This is a genomic window from Mycobacterium sp. 20KCMC460 (assembly GCF_022179425.1).
Classification (GTDB): Bacteria; Actinomycetota; Actinomycetes; order Mycobacteriales; family Mycobacteriaceae; genus Mycobacterium; species Mycobacterium kiyosense.
In genome coordinates, this window is the sequence record NZ_AP025525.1 from 334,065 (window position 1) to 355,512 (window position 21,448).

Consider the following 21,448-nt stretch of genomic DNA (forward strand, 5'->3'; position numbering starts at 1 on the left):
ACGGTGCTGCCGTCCGGCGCGGCGGTATTTTGAAAATCTGGCCGCACTTAGCGCGTCACCCCCAGACATTGGTGTGTGAATAGGGAAAATAGATGTTGCCTGTCGGACGCCGTCGCCGGCGAGATGAAGCTCTGCCGCGATGGTCGGGTTCCGGTGGGCCTGTGGGGCACCCGACCGCAGTTGATGCGCCGTCTTGACCAGCCGTTTGCGGGGGTAGGACTGACAACCCAAGCGTTGCCCGGTGAGCTGGTTATTGATGACGAATTTCCATATGGCACCGCAGCAGGAACACTTCCTTCAACATTCAACCCCACCACTCTTCGCCGTTGCTCCGCGAACGGACATCACCCGGCCCGATTTTCCCGCGTATTTTCGGTCGCCATTCGCGGGCCTGCAGGGGGTACCGAACCGCGAGCGACTTGCAGGTCTCGGCTTCGCTCGCCACGATTCAACCTAACTAAAATAATAGGTCCGCGCGACAGCACCGCGCGATTGAGCAGGTTCGACGCCATGCCGCGGTCGCTCGTCGGTGTCACTCGTTAGCGCGGATCAGCGCTAGGCGGCAGGGGGCTGACCGCCCTCAGTGCGTATGGCGGCTCGAAAATCGAGGCTGCAAAACCGGTCAATCGCTAGCAATTCCCTGATTTGCTGCGCACTGACCGCAGCCAACGCGCTGCGTAGTCGTGATCTATCGCCTTTCCTATCCCGCCGACGGCGGGGCGGCGATCACGGTGGGCTTAAATCCGTATCGGGGAGCAGCAAAGTTGGCAACGGTGCGCGCGCCCCCGGCGCCGGGCATGATCGGTAACCCACCGAAGGCACTGGTACCGCCTTCAGCGGCCGCGCCGGACGTGAGACCGCCAAGAGCGGCATTGATGGGTGCTGCCACCGGGGTGCTGACCCAGCTGGCCGGAACCGACACTGCTCCGACTTTGGCCGCGTTACCTACGGCTCCCGCAATCCCGCCCAAACCACTTCCCAGGTTCGGCAACGCGTTGGCTGCGGCGTGAGCGGCACCTTCGGCGGCCTTGGCGGCGCCCTCGGCCGCCTTGGCTGCTGGGAAAAACGCACGGCTCAGGCCGTCTATGTCCCTGAAGGTCGTGCCGAACAGCCGGATAGGTGAGATCATTCTCGTGAAACCATTGATAGGCGAGCTGGCATCCAAGACATTAGATCCGGTCAAGCTCGACAGCACGTCGCCAAACGCTCCGGCTACGACGATCCCGTCGCCGTTGGAGTTCCAGGCGCTCCCGGTCAGACCGAGGGCTGCCTGGGGGTTGGCGAGCCAGGGCGGTGTATTCGTCAGCCCGGCCAGCTGGCTGAGGGCTTTTGGTATCTCGTGATATCCCTGCGCCGCCAGTGTTGAGTTGACGGCGTTGATTTGCGCGTTGACTTGTTGGCCAAGCCCGGTCAGGGTAGTGGCGATCGCCTGCGGGGTGAACGGGGGTAAGTCTGCTGCGGCCGCCGATGCAGCGGAATAGCCGTACATCGCTGCCGCGTCCTGTGCCCAAAATTCGAGATATTGCGTCTCGGTAGCGGCAATGGCCGCAGTGTTCTGACCAAGGAAATTCGTCGCCAGCAGCGCCGCCAGCAGGGCTCGGTTGGCGGCGATCACTGGTGGGGGCACCGTCGCAAGGAATGCTGCCTCATATGCACTCGCCGCTGCCACGGCCTGCGAGCCGGCCAGTTGAGCCTGCTCGGCGGTGGCGCTGAGCCATGAAATTTGGGGCGTGGCCGCGGCCGCCATAGACGCCGCCGAGGGTCCCTGCCACGGGCCGTCGACTAAGCCGGTGACCACCGCTCCATAGGAGGCCGCAACAGCCTGCAGGTCGCCGGCCAGTCCATCCCAAGCTGCCGCGGCGGCCAACATCGGCCCCGAGCCGGGTCCGGTATAAATCAACGCGGAGTTAATCTCCGGCGGTAGAGCTGCGAAATCCACCATGACTGCGTTGTCCTATCTAACCACGGCGGCGTTGGCCGCCTCAGTGATCTCATACGAACCGGCGCTGACACCCAGCGTGGTCGCCAACTGCTCTTGCACAGCTGCGGCCTGCGCACTGATGTCCTGAAACAGCCGCGCGTGATTGGCGAACTGCGTAGCGGTCAACAGCGACACCAAGTCCGCGGCGGCCGGAACCACCGCGGTCGTCGGGCCCGCCGCGACTGCACTGCCCGCGCGCATCGTCTCGTTGATCGACAGCAGCTCCCCCGATGCACCGGCCAATATGTCCGGCACAGCAATAATGGTCGACACGTTGAGTCCTCCCTCAAATCCCTTTGCGTTAACAGCAGCCCAGCGATGAATGACCTCACGTCACTCGTCGCTGAGCCGATCCCCCGCCAAGTTAAGCCAAGCGAGTAGGAACATCACAGGGTTCTGGCACCTTGTTCACTGCTGAGTCAGTAATTATTCATTTGCTGCCTCGCATCAACTGGAACATTTGAATTCACCATGAATCATATATGATTCAAATATGATTTGAATTTAATATGAATTGGGTGCGATCGCTTGACTATGGGCAAACGCGTCCCCTTCTCCGCAGCCTTCGGCATGAACCGCATTGACGGACGCCCACCACGTGACACGCGGCGCGAGAAGGTTTGCACCACAAAGAATCAATACGGCAAGCTCCAAATGTCCACTCGTTGCAGCAGGTACCGCCACCGCAGCGGATTAACCACATTGAGCAACGGCAGAGTATGGAACGCATGTCGACGCACGGCGTGCAGCGAGCCCAAGAGGATGTACTGCTACCTGCAGGTATCGGGGCCGTCTCGGCAAGCGTCTATTCCGTCGGCGATCGCAAATCAATCATCTGGCGCAGCCTGATTCTGGTGAGGTGGACCCGCACGACATACTTAGTCGTGCGCGCAGCGCATTCTGCGATTGTTTGCTGGATTTCGGGTGCTGCGCGTGGCGCGGGCGGTAGGTGAACGCTGCGACACGCTGTTGGGCGTCGTTCATTGGGTAGGAATTGCCGTCGGTGATGACGACGGTGGCGGTGCAGGAGGCGGTCGAGGATGCTGAGGGCTGTGGTCTGCTCGAGCAGGAAGGGCCCCCATTGCTCGAAGGGCCAGTGTGAGCTGGTGGCTAGGGATCCCCGTTCGTAGGCGCCAGCAACAAGCCGGAACAGCAGTTGGTCCGGTGTCGTCGAGTGGTGCGAAGCCCACCTCGATGAGCTCGGGTAGCTTCCGTTGCCCGCCGACGCCGCTCGGGCTGTCTCAGCTTCTCTCCCATCGGTGCCTGACGACCAGCATCGTGATCACACCAACCGCGGGATCGGTACCTGGGGTGAGATCCTCGGCGACACCACCATGGCCGCCCGCCGCCACGCTCGACCGCCGGCTGCATCGCGCGGTCGTCACCAACCTCGACGGCGAGTCTTACCGTCTGCGTGACCACCAAGCCGCCGCCGAAACCCTGCGCCGAATCACCGCCGGAAACCGCCAACAACGACACTGACCGCTGCTCACAGGTGAGAAATTCCGGCGAGTACGACCAGGGATACTCGATGAGCGCGATCACTGGCAGTGCCGAGTGCCAAATCGCTTTGATTCATCGGTCAATAGCCGACCGCAGGTGCGCCAACGGCTGCACAACCAAATCTTCGGCGACAAGCAGCACGTGCAACACAACCGTGTAGGCCGCCTCATGTACCGCGTGACTAGCTCGATTTTTAGCGATACATGGGGTGCCCGCTCAAGCCAGGCAACGGCACAAAAATCGCCCATGCCGATTCGCTTGCTCGCGGGCCTACGACGCTTGGTTGGTTCCAGGTCGCCAGTCGAATGCGAAGTGCTTGCTAGAGCCGCCGCGGTACTCGCGGGACCAATCGAATCCGCGGGCATAATCCCTTTCCACGACGCCCCAGGTGGCGACCTGGCCGGGCCCGACCTCGGCACCCGGTGCGTTGGCGGTAGTGACGCGCCGATCGGGATCGGAGGTGGGACCGGTCAAGGCCGCGACGTGGAGGTCGACTTTGCCGGGAATTTCGGCCCGCCAGTAGCGCAGATCTTCAGCGGCATCGAATTCGATGGGTGCGGATTCGATACCGCGCAATTCCTGGATCAGGCTCGCGAACTGGGCCGGCCAGCCTCCTTCCCTGCCGGTGAAGATTCGCTCCAAGGCGTCGCGCTGGTCGGGGTCGGCGGTGGCATCAATGTAGAACATCAGCTTCATCTTTGCGTTCGGATCTTCGACCCACATGTTGCCGCTGAACTCGCCAAGGGAGACAACGTTCAAACCGGCGAGGTCCACCGCACCGAAGTGACCCTCCCGCACGTGCCAGACCAGCGTGAACAGGCAGTCACCATGGGTCGGCTCCTGCGCAAAGCTGCACGGGCAGGGCAACTTGCAGCTGCATACGTCGAACCAGTCACCAAGAAGATGCCAGTCGACCTGTGGAGTTACCGATGTCATAACACGCTCCTCTCATATACCCCATGGGGGTATCTATCACTTTTGGGAGGTTAGCGCGGCGCGGATCGCAGCGCAAGTGCTGACGCTACGTTTGGGCTTGCCGAAACTATGAACAGCGCGTAAGCCCCCCCGGGGTACTCGGTACCTACGCTGACCCTGCAGCGCCCGCCCAGACAACGCGCCGGGTCCCAGGCACTGCTGAGCGAGGTCGAGCGCACCCCAGGGGCGACGCCATCCAAACCGAGGCCGTATGAATACTTCTCCCGAGCGCCAGCCGCAAAGCTTACTGGGGTCGAACATTCCGAAAGAGCCGGAACCAACAGGAGCGGTCACAAGATCGAATGTGCGAAAGGTCAAGTAGGTCAACGTGGTTGCGGCGGAGTCAGGCGTGAGCTGCTTTCACCCGGGAGCCCGACAGCCGCGAGAGGAAGTTTGATCTGTTGTGTGTCCGAGCATTCAGGACAAAGCGGTTGTGTCGGGCGCTCTGTAACGCAGATCGCAGAAGCGTGAGCCCGTAGTCGTGACCGGGCATGTGGACCTCAGCACGTACTCGGGTTAAAAGTAGAGTGATGGATTTCCAGTATCGGCCAGTGCCCGGATTCCGCCTCGGGTGGCGACTCGAAAGTCAAGGCGCTGTTACCGATGCCGTCGTTGAAAATCTCTGCGAGGTCGAGGTGGCCATAGCCCGGGCCATCACCTGCCACGAAATGCCGTCGCACTCACGCTCGTTCGCGGCGCCCACGGATGGCGCGACTTCACCACCACAAACGGCAACGTCATTTCGTATCGGTGGACGATGGTCTTACGTGACTTGCGTTGCGCAGCTTGTAAATACGACACCTGGGATGAGACGTACAGGGTCGAGGACCGGCTATGGGCGGCTGCCGGCGATGTCTGCGGCCGGCTTTGTATCGGCTGCCTTGAACGACGATTACACCGACCACTTACACCCGGTGACTTCGTCGATGACAACGACGTTCCGAAGAACCGACCAACCTCTCAGCGGTTGACTGACCGCCGAATTCGTCCACAGCCCCCGCGATCGAACATTGGCTTCGGCGCCCCGATCGGCAGCGTTGACCTGTGCGCTTTTTACGACGCAGGGAACGCCTACGAGATCTTGGCATGCCCGGACTGCCTACCCTGGCGTGCTGAAGTCGTGCGTGATCCGCGAACGAACGAACTTTTGATTCGTGAGTGGCATGCAGTCGATCGCGAGCTTTTTCAGGAGCTCATCCGCGACGATCACTTCCGCTGGCCCCAACCGACCGCTTGTGTTCAGCCCGTTTGGTCTACGGCGAGGTCTGGAAACCCACTCGGTACACTGGCCCAGAATGCGTTGTTAGTGTCCACAGCGTTAGCGTGCGGCGATGGAGTAGCGAACCAATGATCAACGAGCCGGAGTTTGCGTGAAGAAAACGACGTACGGATATGCGGTGAACAAAGACGATTATGCCAAGCAATTACGAAAAATTGAGGGCCAGGTTCGCGGCATCGCGAAGATGGTTGACGAGGACAAGTACTGTATTGACATCCTCACGCAAATCAGCGCGGCCAGCAGTTCTTTGCGGTCCGTGGCGCTGAAGCTGCTCGACGATCACCTTGACTATTGCGTAAGCCAAGCAGTTGCCCGCGGAGGGAAAGAAGCGGACGTGAAAATCAGGGAAGCCTCCGCAGCGATCGCACGGCTTGTTCGCTCCTAGCCAATCGGCAGCGGGCCAAGATCCTGACGCACAAAATTTGTGCCTACGTTGACGACTGCGCCTCGCCGACCCGCTGCCGTTAGCAATCGCGAGGCTTGGTGAACAAAAGCGATCGATCACCTCCGACGATTCTAAGCTCAATTCACGGAGGCTGCAGTATCGGATTGTGCAGTCACAAATTTTCGCACGGTTGACATCTGCGCTGCGCACCGTTACCTCAGTCACCGTCTCGCCGACCCGCGGCTCTACCTCACGTCTAAGCGCCACCCTTGATCGCACCACCTCCGAGTTTGCGGTCGCGAGCACGATGGAGAATGCCAATTTCTGCAACATCAGTAACTATTTGATGGGCCCCACGCCTGGGGTCCGCGGCAAACCCGCACCCCCATTCGCGGCGCTGCTCACGGACCGGGCACCCCTCCCCTGGTTGTGCCGCGGAGCGCTACTTGGGGCAACCCGACGAAATCACTTTCGCACCCGACCACCCTCGGGGATGCGTGCGGCCCGGCGAGCACCGGATGCCAGCCACGCTTTGGGCTCATCACCCGTAGCCTTCACCTGACCGGCTAGGCGGTAGTGATCTCCAAACCCTAACTGGCGACTTCCAACCCTACCCCCGTTGGGTACGGCATGGGACCTCGGATGGACCCAGCCAATCAATCGCTGGAAAGGAGCAACGAAATGGTGACGGAGTATCTGCGTCGAGCCGCGCTTGGAGTCGCCCACGATGTTTCGATCCCTGAGCTACCCATCCCCCCGCGCATCTACTTTGGAGCCATCGCTTATGTCCCCACCGGAGAAGTCGGCATCGCGCGGCGGCAGGTGAGTAGTGCACTGGCGGAGGTGACAGCCATGCAGCAATGCGGGGTTAACGGCTGCAAAGGGCTCAGCAGCTGCTTCACCCGATGCGGCGCAGTGGCCTACAACGGCGCAAAAGTATCAAGGGGGGACCGGTTACTGTCGGCGACGCCTGAAAGATAACCCCGTGTCGACGTCTGAATTTTGACCCCCTGCGTTTGATCCTCGGCTTACCCGAGCCGAGGGAGATGAAGGGGTGTTATCCGTGGAGGACTGGGCTGAGATCCGCAGGCTGCATCGAGCGGAGGGGTTGCCGATCAAGGCAATCGTGCGGGTGTTGGGTATTTCGAGGAACACGGTGCGGGCGGCGATCGCCTCAGACGGGCCGCCGAAGTATCAACGGGAGCCGGCGGGGTCGATCGTCGATGAGGTCGAGCCGCGCATTCGTGAACTGCTGCAAAGCTATCCGAGGATGCCGGCGACGGTGATCGCCGAGCGGATCGGCTGGACGCGTGGGCTGACGGTTTTCAAGGAGCGGGTCGCTGAGCTGCGTCCGGTGTATCTGCCGCCGGATCCGGCGGGTCGGACGAGTTACGTGGCTGGGGAGATCGCCCAATGCGACTTGTGGTTCCCGCCGATCGATCTGCCGGTCGGGTTCGGACAGGTCCGTCGCCCAGCGCTACTGCCGGTGTTGACGATGATCACCGGCTATTCGCGGTGGCTCTCGGCGCTGCTGCTCCCGACGCGGTCGGCGGCGGATCTGTTCACCGGTTGGTGGCAGCTGATCGAGAACTTGGCCGCAGTGCCGCGGGTGCTGGTCTGGGACGGTGAGAGCGCGATCGGGCGGTGGCGGGCCGGGAAGGTCGAGCTCACCGAACAGTGTCAAGCGTTTCGGGGGACGCTGGGTACCAAGGTGTTGGTCTGCAAACCGGGTGACCCTCTCTTAACCGGCTAATCGGGATAATCGATTTCGCGCGACACGCCGTTTTCCTGCGGTTCTAGACCGTGGTGGTGCGAGATGAGATATGTACATCTCATGACGAAGGAACTCTCTGCGGCTGTGGACGACGATGGCGTCTGGCAGTTGCGCGGGACGGCCGCGGAGAAGTTCGGGTTGGTGAATGAATTCCTGGGGTTTCTGGCTGACCGTAATTTCTCCCCTCGGACCTGCCGTGCTTACGCCTATGACCTGTTGGCGTTCGCGCGGTGGCTGAGTGGCGAGCAGTTGGTTCTGGCGGAGGTGAATGTTGATGTGCTGCTGCGGTTCTTGACGGCATGTCGGGAGGCGACGTTGCCGGGTCGGCCGGGTGGCAACGTGTATTCGATCCGTGATGGCCGTAATCAGGGGTATGCGCCGGCGACGATCAATCGGCGGTTGGCGGCGATTTCGAGCTTGTTTGCGTTTCGGGAGATGCGTGACCCGGATGCGCGTAACCCGGTCGGTAGCGGTCGGGCGGCCCGATTGCGTTCGCGCAGTGAGCGTTCCGGGCTATTGGCGCACACGGCGAAACCGAAGTCTCGGTCGCAGCTGCGGGTCCGTGAGCCGCGCCGGTTGCCACGCGGATTGTCGCGGGAGGAATCTGCGGCGCTGCTGGGCAGCTTCCGTAGCTGGCGTGACCGCGCGATCGGCGGGTTGATGCTGTTGTCGGGTCTGCGTTCGGCGGAAGTACTTTCGCTGCGGGTCAGCGATATCGACATTGCGCGGCGCTGGGTTCGGGTGCTCGGTAAGGGCGGCAAGGAACGCTCGGTGCCGATTGATACCGACGTGGCTGGTGCGATCCAAACCTATCTGCTGGCTGAACGCCCCGAAACTGACGCTGATGCACTGTTCGTTGTCGCCAAAGGCGCCCATCGCGGACAGCCGCTGACCCCTGCGGGGCTGCGCACGGTGTTCCGGTATCACCGCGAGCGCTCCGGTGTCGCTGCAGGGCATCCACACGCGTTACGGCATTCGTTTGGCACCGCACTGGCCGAGGCTGGGGTCGACCTGTCGGTGATCCAAGCGCTGATGGGCCACGACCACGTCGATTCCGCTGCCGCCTACATCCATTTGGCCCCAACGTTTCTGCGTGAGGAGTTCGATGCCGCCCGTGCTCGCCTACGCACCCGCACCTGAGGTCGACCTGCTCGCCGCCTACGACGAACACTGCGCTCGGCTCGGTTTGACCAGTGTGAACCTTGGCTCGGCCGCGCGAACGTTCCTGCGGCGCTGGCCTGATCCGCAGCGGTGGGCCGGTGAGCCGCTCGAAGTGCGGTTGACCGTTTCTCATCCCACCCGCTCGTTCGTCACGTTTCTGATGTTGGCCCGCTATCTGCGGCCCGGCTATGACTACCTGATCCACCGCAAACTGGCCGTGTTCTGGCGGCATCTGCCACCGGGGCCGTTAGCGGAGGACCTGGCCGAGTTCTTGGGCGCCGCGCAAGAACTCGGCTTCACCGAACGCACCCGCAGCGCGGCCGCATCACAGGTGATCGGCAGGCTACTCATCCAGACCGGCCGACGGTTGGATACGTTGACCGACAACAATTTCGACGACTTGCTGGCCGCAAGCGCAGCCCGCCACGGCCTAGGGAAAGCCAGTCGTCACTACAGCAGCGCCACCCACACCGCCCGGCAGGTCATGTTTCACCTCGGTGTGTTCACCGAACAGCCGGTCAACGCGACCAGCCTGCTACGGCAGAGCTTTGCGCAACGGATGCGGGATGCCACCCCGGCGCTGCGCGGCTCGTTTGTGGCCTACCTCGATCGGTTGACCGCCACCCACAGCCGCAGCACGGTCACCGGCACCGCAACCCGGCTCAACCACTTCGCCGCGCATCTGGCCTCGGTCGACCCGACGCTAACGAGCTTGACCGACCTGGACCGCCGCCGCCACATTGAGACCTACCTGACCGCGACTGCCGAGGCGACCAACACCCGCACCGGTGCACCGATCCAGGCATCTGAGCGCCGCGGCCGGATCCTGGCAGTGCACTGCCTGCTCAACAACATCGCCGAATGGGGCTGGCCCGAAGCACCGCAGCGGCGCCTGGTGTTTCGCTCCGATATCCCCAAGCTGCCCCGACCGTTGCCGCGCTACCTGACCCCCGATCTGGACCGGCGCCTGACTCAAGCGCTGCAGGCCTGGCCCGAGCGGCTGCCCGCTGATGCGTTGCTGCTGCAACGAGCGACCGGTTTGCGCATCGGTGAGCTCGTCGACCTGGAACTGGACAGCGTGCACGAGATCCCCGGCCAAGGCGCCTGGCTGAAGGTTCCGCTGGGCAAGCTGAACACCGAACGCATGGTGCCGCTAGACGAGGAAACCGTCGCGCTGATCGACCGCATCGTCGCCCACCGCTCACCCGGACGGCCGTTGCCCCACCCGCGCACGGCTCGACCCACCGACTACCTGCTCACCCACCACGGTCGGCGCCTGACCGCCGATCACCTTCGCGACGTCCTGACCCGCGTTACTGCCGACGCCGGCCTGCCGCACATCACCCCACACCAGCTGCGCCACACCTACGCCACCGCACTGGTCAACGCTGGCGTATCCCTGCAGAGCCTGATGGCCTTGCTCGGCCATCTCTCGGCGGAGATGAGCCTGCGCTACGGACGGCTGTTCGACTCGACCGTGCGCACCGAATACGAGCGAGCCTTGGCCGCCGCGAAAGCCCACCTGGGCACCCTGCCCACCGAGCCACCCCACGGGCGCACCCAATTGCCGATCTTCGACGGCGACTGGAGACAGGCGCCCGCGGTCAAGGCCCGCCTGGCAGGTGGCTTCTGCATCCGCGCCCAAGTCCAAGGCCCGTGCGCCTACGCCAATATTTGCGAACACTGCCCCAACTTCCGCACCGATACCGGCTACCTGCCCGTCCTGGCCGCTCAGCGCGCCGACACCGAAACCCTGGCCCGTGACGCCGAAGCCCGCGGCTGGACCGGTGAAGCCGAACGCCACCGCCGACTCATCGAACGCCTCGACGCCCACATCAGTCAGACACAGACCGGATGACACCCCAACAGCGCCGACAACACGTCGAAGACGCTTGCGCGGCAATCATTCTCGAAGGACAACAAGTGACCTTCGATGACGTCGCGGCACGCACCGGACTCGGCCGAGCCACTCTCTACCGCAACTCCGAGCTACGCAGAATCATCGAAGAACACCGCACCCGCGGCAAGGAAGCCCACACCCTGTCCGGACTCACCACCGAGATCGCCCACCTACGCATCGCGCTGGACACCATCGCCACCACCGTGCGCCGCCACGAAGAAGAACTCCGCCGCCTACGAAAACCAAAAGCCGACTAACACACCGCCCAACAGCTGAAACCGCGCCAAGATTAGCCGGATAACCCGAGGCCAAGGGACTAGTCGAACGCTGTCACGATCATTTGGAGCGGTCCTTTCTACCGGGTCGCTCGTTCACCTCACCGGCCGACTTCAACAGTCAACTGCAGCAGTGGATTTCGGTGGTGAACACACGACAGCGCCGGGCGTTGGGCTGCGCCCCGACTGAGCGGATCGCCGCTGACCGCCACGCTATGCTCACCTTGCCGCCGGTCCCGCCGGCCACCGGGTGGCGGTCCTCGGTGCGGTTGGCGCGGGATCACTACGTCCGATTGGACAGCAACGACTACTCGGTGCATCCGTCGGTGATCGGGCGTCGCATCGAGGTGATCGCCGACCTGGCACGGGTCCGGGCGCTCTGCGACGGACGCGTCGTCGCCGATCACGAACGGATCTGGGGGTGGCACCAAACGATCTCCGATCCCGACCACGTGGCCGCAGCGCGGACGCTGCGCCGCGAACGGGTCGGAGTACTACGCCCGGTCGCCGAACTCGACGTCGAGCAGCGCACGTTGAGCGACTACGACACCGCGCTGGGGATCGACGGCCTCGACGGTGGGGTGGCGTGATGGCCACCCGCGGCCCCCAAGCAGCCAAGCCCGCCCGTGATCTGTCGGCGGAGGTCGCCTACCTGACTCGAGCGCTCAAGGCGCCGACGCTGCGCGAATCGGTGGACCGCCTCGCCGAACGCGCCCGGGCCGAGTCGTGGAGTCACGAAGAGTTCCTGGTGGCCTGTTTGCAACGCGAAGTCTCCGCCCGCGAGTCCCACGGCGGCGAGGGCCGCATCAAAGCGGCGCGGTTCCCGGCACGAAAGTCTCTGGAGGAGTTCGACTTCGACCACGCGCGGGGACTCAAGCGGGATCTCGTCGCCCATCTGGGCACCCTGGACTTCGTCGTGGCCAAGGACAACGTGGTATTCCTCGGCCCGCCCGGCACCGGCAAGACCCACCTCGCGATAGGCCTCGCGATCCGAGCCTGCCAGGCCGGGCACCGGGTCTTGTTTGCCACCGCCGCGGACTGGGTCAACACGCTGGCCCAGGCCCACCACGCCGGCAAGCTGCAAGCCGAACTGGTCCGCCTGGGCCGCTACCCATTGCTGGTCATCGACGAGGTCGGATACATCCCCTTCGAACCCGAAGCGGCCAACCTGTTCTTCCAACTGGTGTCCTCCCGCTACGAGCGGGCCAGCCTGATCGTCACCTCGAACAAGCAGTTCGGCAAAGCGCACTTGTTCGCGCGAACCTGTGCGGAAGTGGCGTCGAAACGTGACACGTTCGCACTTATCTGGGTTCGGCGAGCCGGTCGGGCAGTCGGCCCTCGTCGAGGTGATCGGCGAGGTAGATCATCGCTCCCTCGGGTCTCATCCCGAACGCTGCCGCTACGAGTTTCGGGTCGATCGTATTGACCAGGTCGGCCAGTCGGGTCGTGCGCAGCATCTTGGGTGGCAGGCCACACGGATCGAGCAGATGAGCCATATACGCCTCGGACGCCGGTCGCCGGTCGGCCTTGGTACCGCGGGTGACGATCACATGCGGGTTGTTGGTGCGCAGGGTCTCGCGGTGATCGAGACTGCGTTGCACAGCGGTCCAGCTGACCGGGTCCAACGGCACCCGGTGTGGGCGCTTGCCCAGGCGGATCGTGCGATCACTCGCGTCGATGTGGTCGACCTCCAGCAAGCGCAGCTCACGGCTGGAGACACCGTGCAATATGGCAAGAAGCCCGAAGAGGGCCTCGTGCGGATGCGCCGCGGGGTCGGCGCTCCAGCGGCGAAACAGTGTTCGTTGTTGCGTGACGGTGAGGGTGCGGCCACGAAATCCCCTGTAGCGCTTGGCCGAGATGCCTCGCGTCGGATCGACGAGCACCAGGCGGCGATTGCGGGCGAACCGGAAGAACTGCCCCAACACAGTCAGACGTCGCGCACGGGTGTTCGGCAACTCAGCGAGAAACGCCTCAATATCGGCGACGTCCACCAGTGCCCAATCTTGCTTGCCGCGTTGGGTATCGAGGAAGCAGGCGAGGTCGCGCACGATCGCCAACGCTGACTCGATGGTTCGGTCGGCACGGGGCCGGGTGCCCGCACGCCGAGCCCGATCACGAGAGCGCAGCATGAACTCGGCGAAGACCGCGACAGCGGCGCGCATCCCGGCGGGTGCGCCGTCGATCCGCTTCTTGCGCCGTCCGGCGGCGAGCCGCTGGTCCTGATCGGTGGCCATCGCCAGGCCGCGCTGGGTGAAGAACGTCTCGAGGGCACGTGCCAGTGACCCCATCGACCGGCCGGGTCGGCGGGCCCGCTCGAGCACGCCGTGCGGGTGGTTGGGGTGTTCGTCTTCGAGCAACCGAGACAGCGTGGTGATCAGCACGCAGGCGCGACCGGGGCAGTGGTGGGCGGCCAGATACGCGACGAAGTCGTCGAGCCAGTCCGGTGGTTCGGTGAGCCGAGCGGCCAGTGTCTCGCCGCGCACGAACGGCCGGTCCGGGTGGCGCTGCCAGCATCGCCCGCACATGCCGCGCCCGGCGTGGCGGCGCAACTCACCGCAGCACGCACAGATGCGGGGTGGATCCTTTGACGGGCCGGGCCGGGAGCACGAGCCACACCACCCGGTCGCTTCCCGCAGATAGCCGGGCTTTCCGCAACGCGGGCACGGCGACTTCGCTGCGGCGAGCGTGGCCCGCTTCTGGCATGGGCGGCACATCGTCTCACCGCGGAATCGGATCGGCCCACCGCATTCGCGGCAGCGGCGTGAGCACAGCATGCACCGGTCCGTCTCCGGCAGCAGTATCCGGTCTCGACCGCAGCCTGGGCATCGCGCCTTGGCCGCCTGCACCCGTAACCGGCGGGTGCATCGGCAGCAGTGCTCGCGGCCGATGTATCCCACCGGCGCTCCGCAGTCGAGGCAGTCTTTCTGCCGTTTACCCATCAGCCGCAACCCATTCCGAAATCTCCGTGGGGTTTACATCGGCGGCATCGACCGGCCCCGCGCAGTGGCGGTCTTCAACTCCGAGGCGACCGGGCGCGCAGGGGCCGCGGGCTGTTCGACTGGGGTGGTGTCGACCTCGAACAGGTCGTCTGGGGTGCAGTCCAGCGCGGTGCACAACGCGATCAGCGTTGAGAGCTTGATCTGGCTGGGCTCCTTGGTCAACAGCGCCGACACCGACGCCGCCGACAACTCCAGACCCGCCCGCTCGGCCAGTAACCGCCGCAGCTCGGTGCCAGTCCACACCTCGCGCTGGGCCGCGGCCATCCGCAACCGCCATCGAATCTTCATCCCGTCCCGTCCTCTCCGCTCAGCTCGGCCAGCGTCGAGGTGACCGCACGCCGGTAGGCGTCCTCAATGAACGTCGCCGACGGCCGCACATACCGCATGGTCGAACTCACCGTCCAATGCCCCAAAAGCTGTTGAATCGCAACCAGATCCACCCCACGCTCGTAGTTGTGGGTCGCACAGGCACGGCGCAACGCATGCGGGCTGAAACGCTCCGCGACCGGTCGGCCCTCAAGCTCCATCAAATACCGCAACCGGTTGCGGATCGTGCCACGATGCAATGGGCCGCCGGACTCGTCGGCGAACAGCACCGGCGAGTCCGGGAACTTCCGGCGCACATCGGCCAGGAACCAGCGCAACAGAACGTCCAGCCCGTCCAGCATCGGCACCCACCGAGGCCGGGGACCGGACATGTGGGCGGCCTTGCCGAACCGCACGTGCAACTTGCCGAACGGTCCACGCCCAAAATGCACGTCCGGAATCTCCAACAGCGCAGACTCTTCCGACCGCAGGCCAGCGTGATACAAGGTCCGGAACATCGCGTAGTCCCGCGCGGCCGGACCGTACTTGCGCGCCGTGGCAATCCTCGACTTCAAGAACTCGAAGAACTCGCTCACCCGCTCCGGGGTCGGCGGCGCCGCAACCGCCGGCGAGTCGTCGCCCACATGCCGAGAGGCGTTGAACTCGTCCACCGGGCACACCAGCCGTGCCCCGAACGCGGCCTCGATCTCGGCCGCCTTCCGGGTCTGCAGGAACCGATGGAACCCCTTGAAGATCTGACGTTGTTCGGTGGCCACGGCTGGGCGTACCAGTCGCTCAGCGCGCGTGCCGCGGCATTCCAACAGGAATTTGCGCAGCTTCTCAACGCCAGCGCAGACGCGTACGCGACCGCCGAGTCGGCCAATGCCGCACAGACGCTGCTGGACGTGGTTAATGCCCCCACGCAGGCGTTGCTGGGGCGGCCGTTGATCGGCGACGGCGCGAATGGCGCCGCCGGCAGCGGCGCCAACGGTGGCGCCGGCGGACTGCTGTGGGGCAACGGCGGCAACGGCGGATCAGGGCGATCCGGTCAGGTCGGCGGGACGGGCGGCAGCGCGGGATTGTTCGGCAACGGCGGGGTTGGCGGTGCGGGCGGGGCCGGCGCGTTGGGCGGCACAGGTGGTTCCGGGGGCTGGCTGCGCGGCGATGGCGGTGCCGGCGGGCAGGGTGGGGCGGCCGTGGCGGGCGTCAACGGCGGTGCGCCCGGGCGAGGTGGCGACGGGGGCAGCGCGATGCTGTTCGGCACCGGAGGCGCCGGCGGCCAGGGCGGCACGGGTCTGGCCGGGGCCATCGGGGACAACCCGGTTATCACCGTTCAGGCTGCCACCGGCAGCACCGGCGGAACCATCTTCAACAGCGCCACCGGAGGCGCCTATGGTTCCACCGGTGGCGACGGCGCCTCCGCCGGCGCCGGCGTTACCGGAGGCACGGGCGGTACCGGTGGTGAGGCAAACGCCTCGTCCGGCAATGAAGCGATATCCGGCGATGGGGGCACGGGCGGTGCCGGCGGCAACGGGGGAGCCGGCGGAGCGAGTGGAAAAGCTTCCGCAACCGGTACGAACGCTGTCGCCACCAGCGGTGATGGCGGCAACGGGACGAATGGTGGGGCTCCCGGTGGATCGGGCGGCGACGGCGGCAACGCGGGCAACGCCTCCACATTCGGCGCTAATTCAATTGCCCAAGGCGGCGCCGGTGGGTCCGGCGGCGCGGCGGCGGCAGGTATGTCGGGCGGCACCGGCGGTGCGGGGGGCGCGGGCGGTACCGGTGGCCATGGCGGCCTGCTGGTCGGTGCGGGAGGTGCAGGTGGCGTCGGCGGCACCGGCGGCGATGGCGGCGTCGGAGCAACTGGCGGTATAGGCGGCGACGGCGGCAGGGGGGCATTGGCCGGTGACAGCGGCGGCCAGCGGGCCGTTGCCGGTAACGGTGGGAACGCCGGTGCCGGTGGCGCCGGCGGCGTCGGCGGTACCGGCGGGGCCGGTGGCGCGGGCGGTAACGGCGGTGCAGGCGGGCTCTTCGGTGATGGCGGCGCCGGCGGCGATGCCGGTGTGGGCGGCCACGGCGGCCACGGCGGGACTGGGGGCGCCGGCGGCGTCGGCGGCGGCGGAGGCAACATCATCGGCGGTTCTGCCGGTGCCACGTTCGGCGGCGACGCGGGCAATGGCGGCACTGGCGGCGCCGGCGGTGACGGCGGCACCGGTGGCGGCAGCGGCACCGGTGGCCTCGGTGGCGCTGGCGGACTGTTCGGCCAGATGGGCATTTCGGGTGGCGCCGGCGCCGGCGGAACCGGCGGGGCAGGTGGTAGCGGAGTCATCGGCGGCGGGGCAGGCACCCCAGGAACAGGGGGAACGCCCGGCGGCAGTGGGACCGCCGGCGGCAAGGGCGCCGATGGTTTGTCCGGTAAAGCCGGCTGACCGGAGTCTGGACTAGGGCCTGACCGCCCGCATGCCAAGCTCGTCCGGCGGCACCAGATGCCCTTTGCTGTACACCAGTAGTGCCAAGGACTCTGCGACGAGTATTGCTGTCTTGGACAGCCATTTTACTGAGGCCTGGATCGTCTATGCTGGCGCGCCACTACAGGATGTTTCGGCCCTGCGGGAATTCGACAGTTATTGATATCGCCGATATCCAATGATCTGTGCCGTATTCGCTATCATGTTGTTCTGTAAAGCAATTCGATGTCAGCTAATTTGCCGATAATTTGACGATGAATGACTTATGCACTGCCCAAGAGGTTTTCAAGTCGACGCATGAGCAGGCAAAGCCTGGGCAATGATGCATCAGATGAATCGTTCCGCTACGGCCAGGAAGTTCGAGGATCCAGACGGCTTTCGCCGCAGGGCTACTTCGTCTACGACGCGAAGAAGTCGGTCTCACAGACGGTCTCGCACCTGCGGTTCGGGCCCCACCCAATGCGGGCGCCCTACCTGGTGACCCACGCCGTCGTTGGCTGCCAACAGTTCCTGTTCCTCGACAAGCTCGACGTCCTCGGGCCTGCCGCCGAGGGGGAACCCTGCTGCTGAATTGCCGGCATCAGCCCGACCAGGATGGGACGCGCTGTCGCGGCAGGTGCAGGAACAGATCGTCGACAAGCGGATCACGCTGTATGCCGTCGATGCCGGCCGGATCGCCCGCGAGGTCGGGCTCGCCGGGCGGATCAACATCATCCTGCAGACCTGTTTCTTCGCGGTCTCGGCGGTGCTGCCGCATGAGCAGGCGATTACCCGCATCAAGGAATCGGTGGGGAAAACGTACGGCAACCGCGGAGCCGACCTGCTCCACCGTGAGCTGCTGGCGGTGGACCGCGCACTGGAGGGTTTGCACCGCGTCGCGCCCATCGTGCCCGCGGGCGCACCCGACTTTGTCCGCACCCTCACCCCGGAGATGATGGCACAGCGACCCCTTGCCCAACCGCTGCGCGGGGGCGCGGCCGCCGAGTACCACCAGCGGCGACTGATTCTGCTGTTCGGCCGCCATCGCGCTCATCCCATTGGTGACGCCCGGACCCGCGGTGAGCGCGGCCGCGCCCGGCGACCTGGTGGCCTTCGACCAGCCCTCGGCGGCGAAGGCCGCAGTCTGCTCGTGGCGGGTGTCGATCAGCCGGATACCCTCGTAACGGCAGCCCTCGTAGATCGAGAACAGGTGGCCGCCCGACAGCGTGAATAGCGTGTCCACACTGCTGGCCTTGAGCCGGCGTGCGACAAGCCTGCCCGGCATGTACGGTCTGGCTGGTGGGAGCATCGATGCCCATCCCCGCAGCCCATCGATATTCACTCGCCTAGTTTCGCGGGAAAGGCCTGCAACCCGCCTGTAACCAAGGAGACGTCGACGTTGGGTCCCACGCCGTTCAAACCATCCATCGACTGGTCCTCGGCGTTTGTGGATTCCTTGCGCTGGGTCGGCATAGCGTGGGCGATCGGCGCCGTGTGCACGCTGGCCGTGCTGGCCGCGTTCCGGTATTTCACCCCCTGGGGCCGGCAATTCTGGCGGATCACCGGTGGCTACTTTTCCGGCCCGGCGAGCGTCAAGGTGTGGGCGTGGCTCGCTGTGCTGTTGCTGTCGGTGCTCCTCTCGGTGCGTCTCTTGGTATTGCTCAGCTACCAGGGCAACGATTTGTACACTGCCGTGCAGAAGGCGGTGGAAGGCATGGCAGCCGGCGCCGGAGACGTCAAACAATCTGGGATTCATGGCTTTTGGATGTCGATCGCAATATTCAGCGTGCTGGCGACCTTGTATATCGTCCGGTTCGCCGCCGACGTCTACCTGACGCAGCGCTTCATCGTCGCCTGGCGCATGTGGCTGACCGCCCACCTCACCGATGACTGGTTGGCGGGCAGGGCCTACTACCGGGATCTGTTCATCGACAACACCATCGACAACCCGGACCAGCGCATCCAGCAGGATGTCGACATCTTCACCGCCAACGTCGGCGGTACCCCGAATATCCCGTCCAACGGCACCGGAAGCACCCTGCTCTTCGGCGCCGTCAACGCGGTGGCCTCGGTGACCTCGTTTGCCGCGATCCTGTGGAATCTGTCCGGGAATCTGGATCTCTTCGGTGTCGTATTCCCGCGCGCCATGTTCTGGACCGTGCTGGTCTACGTGCTGATCGCGACGGTGGTCGCGGTCTGGCTGGGGCGCCCGCTGATCTGGCTCAGCTTCAACAACGAGAAACTCAACGCCGCGTTCCGCTACGCCCTGGTGCGGCTCCGCGACGCCGCGGAAGCGGTGGGCTTCTACCGCGGCGAGCGAGTCGAGCGTGCCCAACTGTGGCAACGGTTCACCCCGATCATCGACAACTACCGCAAGTTCGTCCGCCGAACCATCATCTTCAACGGCTGGAACTGGTCCGCGTCGCAGGCAATCGTCCCGCTGCCGTGGGTGATTCAGGCGCCGCGGCTATTCTCGGGCCAGATCGACTTCGGTGATGTCGGCCAGACGGCGACAGCATTCAGCAGCATCAGCGACTCGCTGTCGTTCTTCCGCAACAACTACGACGCGTTCGCGGCCTTCAGGGCGGCGATCATCCGGTTGCACGGTCTGGTCGACGCCAACGCCAAGGGCCGGGCGCTCCCCTCACTGTTGGTCAAACCCAGCGAAGAGGTGGCCGTCGAGCTGGCCAACGTCGAGGTGCGCACACCTGCCGGCGACCAGTTGATCGACTCGCTGGATGTGCAGTTGGACTGTGGCGAAGCACTGGTGATCACAGGGCGTTCCGGCGCCGGCAAGACGACGCTGCTGCGCAGCCTGGCCGAGTTGTGGCCCTACGCGTCGGGAACCCTTTGCCGCCCCGACGGCGAGAACGCGACGATGTTCCTGTCACAGCTGCCGTATGTGCCCCTGGGCAACCTGCGCACCGTGGTGTGCTACCCGAATTCACCGGATGACGTCCCGGATGACTTGCTGTGGAACACCTTGACGAAGGTGGCGCTCGCCCCGCTGCGTGACCGGCTCGACGAAGAACGGGACTGGGCGAAGGTGCTCTCCCCCGGCGAGCAACAACGCGTCGCGTTTGCCCGCATCCTGCTCACCAGACCCAGAGCCGTATTCCTCGACGAGGCGACATCTGCGCTCGACGAGGGGCTGGAATTCGCCCTGTATCAGCTGCTGCGGAGCGAACTGCCGGAATGCGTCGTGGTCAGTGTCAGCCATCGGCCCACCGTCGAGCAGCACCACGAACAACAGCTCGAATTGCTCGGCGGCGGACGGTGGCGGCTGGTCCCGGTGGAAAAGGAGCCCGCGCAGGTCTAACCGCCCTGCGCTACCCCCGCCGCGTGCGCTGCGGCGCGGCGCCCGAAGACCGAGCCCTCCCCCAGCTGGGTGCCACTGACGTATCCCTTTCCGTCCCGGGCGATGTTGGAGGCGCACGCTCCCGCAGCGTGCAGGCCGGGGATCACCGAACCGTCTTCGCGCAGGACCTGCCCGTCCATGGAAGTGGCCAGACCGCCGATGTGAACCCTGCATACATCGCCCTAGGATGCGGATGATCACGGCCGGTCTCCTCGTGAGTGGCTGCAGCGGTGACGATGTGGCGGCTATCGGTGTCTGTGCCGGCGTCGAGCGCGGGCCGCACCGGGGCGGCGCTGAGCCGGCCCTGGAGTCGGGCCAGTTCACCGGCGATGTCGCTGGGACCGGTTCGGGCGGCGTCGAGGGCGGCTTGGATGTCGTCGCGTCTCCGACAGGGCAAGGTGGCGTCGTCGAGGGCCCCGGAGTCATCAGTTCTCGAGTGCCTGCGCGCGCGAAAGCATTTGCGTGGTCTTGTCTTCGGCGGAGTCGGGGGTCAATCCCAGCGCACGCCCGGGCAGTGACAAGCCGATGACGGTAATACGGCGAGGCTGGCCGAACGCCACGCTATTAATTGGCCATAAGCCGGGGCCTGGATGCAGCAGCAAGCGTCTAACCATACCCTGGTAGCGTAGGCAGTGGCCGGTTATCTGCGGGTTTGTGATTGCGGCGTTTTAGCCTGGATTCGCGGGGTGCGCCACGAGGCCGAGCAGCGATTTGGGACTTTAGTCACTACCCCAACGGGGTATATGCAGCTTATGATTTTGAGCATGACACAAACACCCGAATCTACCGAACCAACCACCGCGACAGGGCGGCCCGCGTCGGATCGATCGGATCGGACGAGTCGGCTGGATCAACTCTTGGCCGTGGTGGGCATCACGGCGGGCGTCGTGTTCGTTGTGGCGGTGATCTTTTTCTCGGGGCTCTGGCTGGGCCGGGCCACACACAACCCCTATGGCGGGCGTGACGGTAGCTGCCCGATGATGTCCGGCGGAGGCATGGGACCCGGCATGATGGGCCCGGGAGGCTCGATGGAGCCCCACCAAACGGCTACTCCGACACCGCAGCCGACGCCGCACCCGTAGCGCCACGCAGTTGCAAGAGGGAG

Annotated in this window: 13 protein-coding genes and 9 pseudogenes; 12 read left to right on the forward strand and 10 right to left on the reverse strand. The window is 65.0% G+C overall.

The genetic code is table 11. The features are described 5' to 3' along the window. Window positions 1-700: 700 nt before the first annotated feature. The 3 genes and pseudogenes from MKCMC460_RS30680 to MKCMC460_RS30690 form a co-directional block, all read right to left on the reverse strand. Window positions 701-1,942 (reverse strand): PPE family protein, encoded by a 1,242-nt coding sequence (locus MKCMC460_RS30680; protein WP_289624956.1) that lies wholly within the window; start codon window positions 1,940-1,942, stop codon window positions 701-703. A gap of 12 nt (window positions 1,943-1,954) precedes the next feature. Beyond that, window positions 1,955-2,254: a PE family protein gene (locus tag MKCMC460_RS30685; protein WP_264891048.1), complete on the reverse strand. Its 300-nt coding sequence runs from the start codon at window positions 2,252-2,254 to the stop codon at window positions 1,955-1,957. Between the two features lie 696 nt (window positions 2,255-2,950). Further along, window positions 2,951-3,180 (reverse strand): annotated as a pseudogene (locus MKCMC460_RS30690) (ATP-binding protein); the annotation flags it as partial. On the opposite strand from MKCMC460_RS30690, the pseudogene MKCMC460_RS30695 reads away from it, so the two are divergent. Beyond that, window positions 3,172-3,463 (forward strand): annotated as a pseudogene (locus tag MKCMC460_RS30695) (ATP-binding protein); the annotation flags it as partial. The pseudogenes MKCMC460_RS30690 and MKCMC460_RS30695 overlap by 9 nt on opposite strands. 291 nt (window positions 3,464-3,754) lie before the next feature. Here MKCMC460_RS30695 and MKCMC460_RS30700 read toward each other — a convergent pair. Next, window positions 3,755-4,420, reverse strand: a complete 666-nt coding sequence (locus tag MKCMC460_RS30700) for a DUF1326 domain-containing protein (protein WP_238306161.1) — start codon at window positions 4,418-4,420, stop codon at window positions 3,755-3,757. Between the two features lie 1,409 nt (window positions 4,421-5,829). Between MKCMC460_RS30700 and MKCMC460_RS30705 the strand changes: the two genes are divergently transcribed. The 8 genes and pseudogenes from MKCMC460_RS30705 to istB all read left to right on the forward strand — a co-directional run. Then, complete coding sequence (locus tag MKCMC460_RS30705; RefSeq protein WP_238306163.1) at window positions 5,830-6,123, forward strand: metal-sensitive transcriptional regulator; 294 nt, start codon at window positions 5,830-5,832, stop codon at window positions 6,121-6,123. Between the two features lie 681 nt (window positions 6,124-6,804). Beyond that, entirely contained in the window at window positions 6,805-7,104 is a 300-nt protein-coding gene (locus tag MKCMC460_RS32000) for a DUF4189 domain-containing protein (protein WP_370653225.1), read from the forward strand. A 73-nt stretch (window positions 7,105-7,177) separates the two neighbouring features. After that, a pseudogene (locus MKCMC460_RS30710) lies at window positions 7,178-7,861 on the forward strand (DDE-type integrase/transposase/recombinase); the annotation flags it as partial. A gap of 96 nt (window positions 7,862-7,957) precedes the next feature. Continuing rightward, entirely contained in the window at window positions 7,958-9,037 is a 1,080-nt protein-coding gene (locus tag MKCMC460_RS30715; protein ID WP_236981470.1) for a tyrosine-type recombinase/integrase, read from the forward strand. Beyond that, a complete protein-coding gene (locus MKCMC460_RS30720; protein ID WP_238306164.1) occupies window positions 9,003-10,916 on the forward strand; it encodes a tyrosine-type recombinase/integrase in 1,914 nt (637 codons plus the stop codon). The genes MKCMC460_RS30715 and MKCMC460_RS30720 overlap by 35 nt, the downstream gene beginning before the upstream one ends. Before the next feature lie 65 nt (window positions 10,917-10,981). Continuing rightward, window positions 10,982-11,215 carry a hypothetical protein gene (locus MKCMC460_RS30725; protein WP_238304753.1) on the forward strand — a complete coding sequence of 78 codons (234 nt, stop codon included), beginning with the start codon at window positions 10,982-10,984 and terminating at the stop codon, window positions 11,213-11,215. A 44-nt stretch (window positions 11,216-11,259) separates the two neighbouring features. After that, window positions 11,260-11,823: pseudogene (locus MKCMC460_RS30730) on the forward strand (IS21 family transposase); the annotation flags it as partial. Next, window positions 11,823-12,476 (forward strand): annotated as a pseudogene (gene istB / locus MKCMC460_RS30735) (IS21-like element helper ATPase IstB); the annotation flags it as partial. The pseudogenes MKCMC460_RS30730 and istB, both read left to right, overlap by 1 nt. Before the next feature lie 58 nt (window positions 12,477-12,534). On the opposite strand, the gene MKCMC460_RS30740 reads toward istB, so the two are convergent. From MKCMC460_RS30740 to MKCMC460_RS30750, 3 genes and pseudogenes are all read right to left on the reverse strand, one after another. Next, window positions 12,535-14,172: a site-specific integrase gene (locus MKCMC460_RS30740; RefSeq protein ID WP_186246552.1), complete on the reverse strand. Its 1,638-nt coding sequence runs from the start codon at window positions 14,170-14,172 to the stop codon at window positions 12,535-12,537. Window positions 14,173-14,205: 33 nt separating this feature from the next. Further along, window positions 14,206-14,520, reverse strand: a complete 315-nt coding sequence (locus MKCMC460_RS30745) for a helix-turn-helix transcriptional regulator (protein ID WP_033720586.1) — start codon at window positions 14,518-14,520, stop codon at window positions 14,206-14,208. Next, window positions 14,517-15,296, reverse strand: a pseudogene (locus tag MKCMC460_RS30750) (tyrosine-type recombinase/integrase); the annotation flags it as partial. The gene MKCMC460_RS30745 and the pseudogene MKCMC460_RS30750, both read right to left, overlap by 4 nt. Here MKCMC460_RS30750 and MKCMC460_RS31610 point away from each other — a divergent pair. Both MKCMC460_RS31610 and MKCMC460_RS32005 read left to right on the forward strand, forming a co-directional pair. Next, on the forward strand, window positions 15,276-16,967 hold the full coding sequence (locus MKCMC460_RS31610; protein ID WP_264917178.1) for a PE family protein: 1,692 nt from the start codon (window positions 15,276-15,278) through the stop codon (window positions 16,965-16,967). The pseudogene MKCMC460_RS30750 and the gene MKCMC460_RS31610 sit on opposite strands and share 21 nt — an antisense overlap. A 420-nt stretch (window positions 16,968-17,387) precedes the next feature. Next, window positions 17,388-17,970, forward strand: a pseudogene (locus MKCMC460_RS32005) (2-oxoacid:acceptor oxidoreductase family protein); the annotation flags it as partial. Here MKCMC460_RS32005 and MKCMC460_RS30770 read toward each other — a convergent pair. Next, window positions 17,947-18,304: pseudogene (locus MKCMC460_RS30770) on the reverse strand (thiamine pyrophosphate-binding protein); the annotation flags it as partial. The pseudogenes MKCMC460_RS32005 and MKCMC460_RS30770 sit on opposite strands and share 24 nt — an antisense overlap. 80 nt (window positions 18,305-18,384) lie before the next feature. On the opposite strand from MKCMC460_RS30770, the gene MKCMC460_RS30775 reads away from it, so the two are divergent. Beyond that, complete coding sequence (locus MKCMC460_RS30775) at window positions 18,385-20,304, forward strand: ABC transporter ATP-binding protein/permease (protein ID WP_238306167.1); 1,920 nt, start codon at window positions 18,385-18,387, stop codon at window positions 20,302-20,304. Here MKCMC460_RS30775 and MKCMC460_RS30780 read toward each other — a convergent pair. Together MKCMC460_RS30780 and MKCMC460_RS30785 are read right to left on the reverse strand one after the other, a co-directional pair. Further along, window positions 20,301-20,527 (reverse strand): annotated as a pseudogene (locus MKCMC460_RS30780) (FAD-binding protein); the annotation flags it as partial. The gene MKCMC460_RS30775 and the pseudogene MKCMC460_RS30780 sit on opposite strands and share 4 nt — an antisense overlap. Window positions 20,528-20,768: 241 nt before the next feature. Beyond that, a complete protein-coding gene (locus tag MKCMC460_RS30785; RefSeq protein WP_238306168.1) occupies window positions 20,769-20,945 on the reverse strand; it encodes a hypothetical protein in 177 nt (58 codons plus the stop codon). Window positions 20,946-21,448 lie beyond the last annotated feature (503 nt).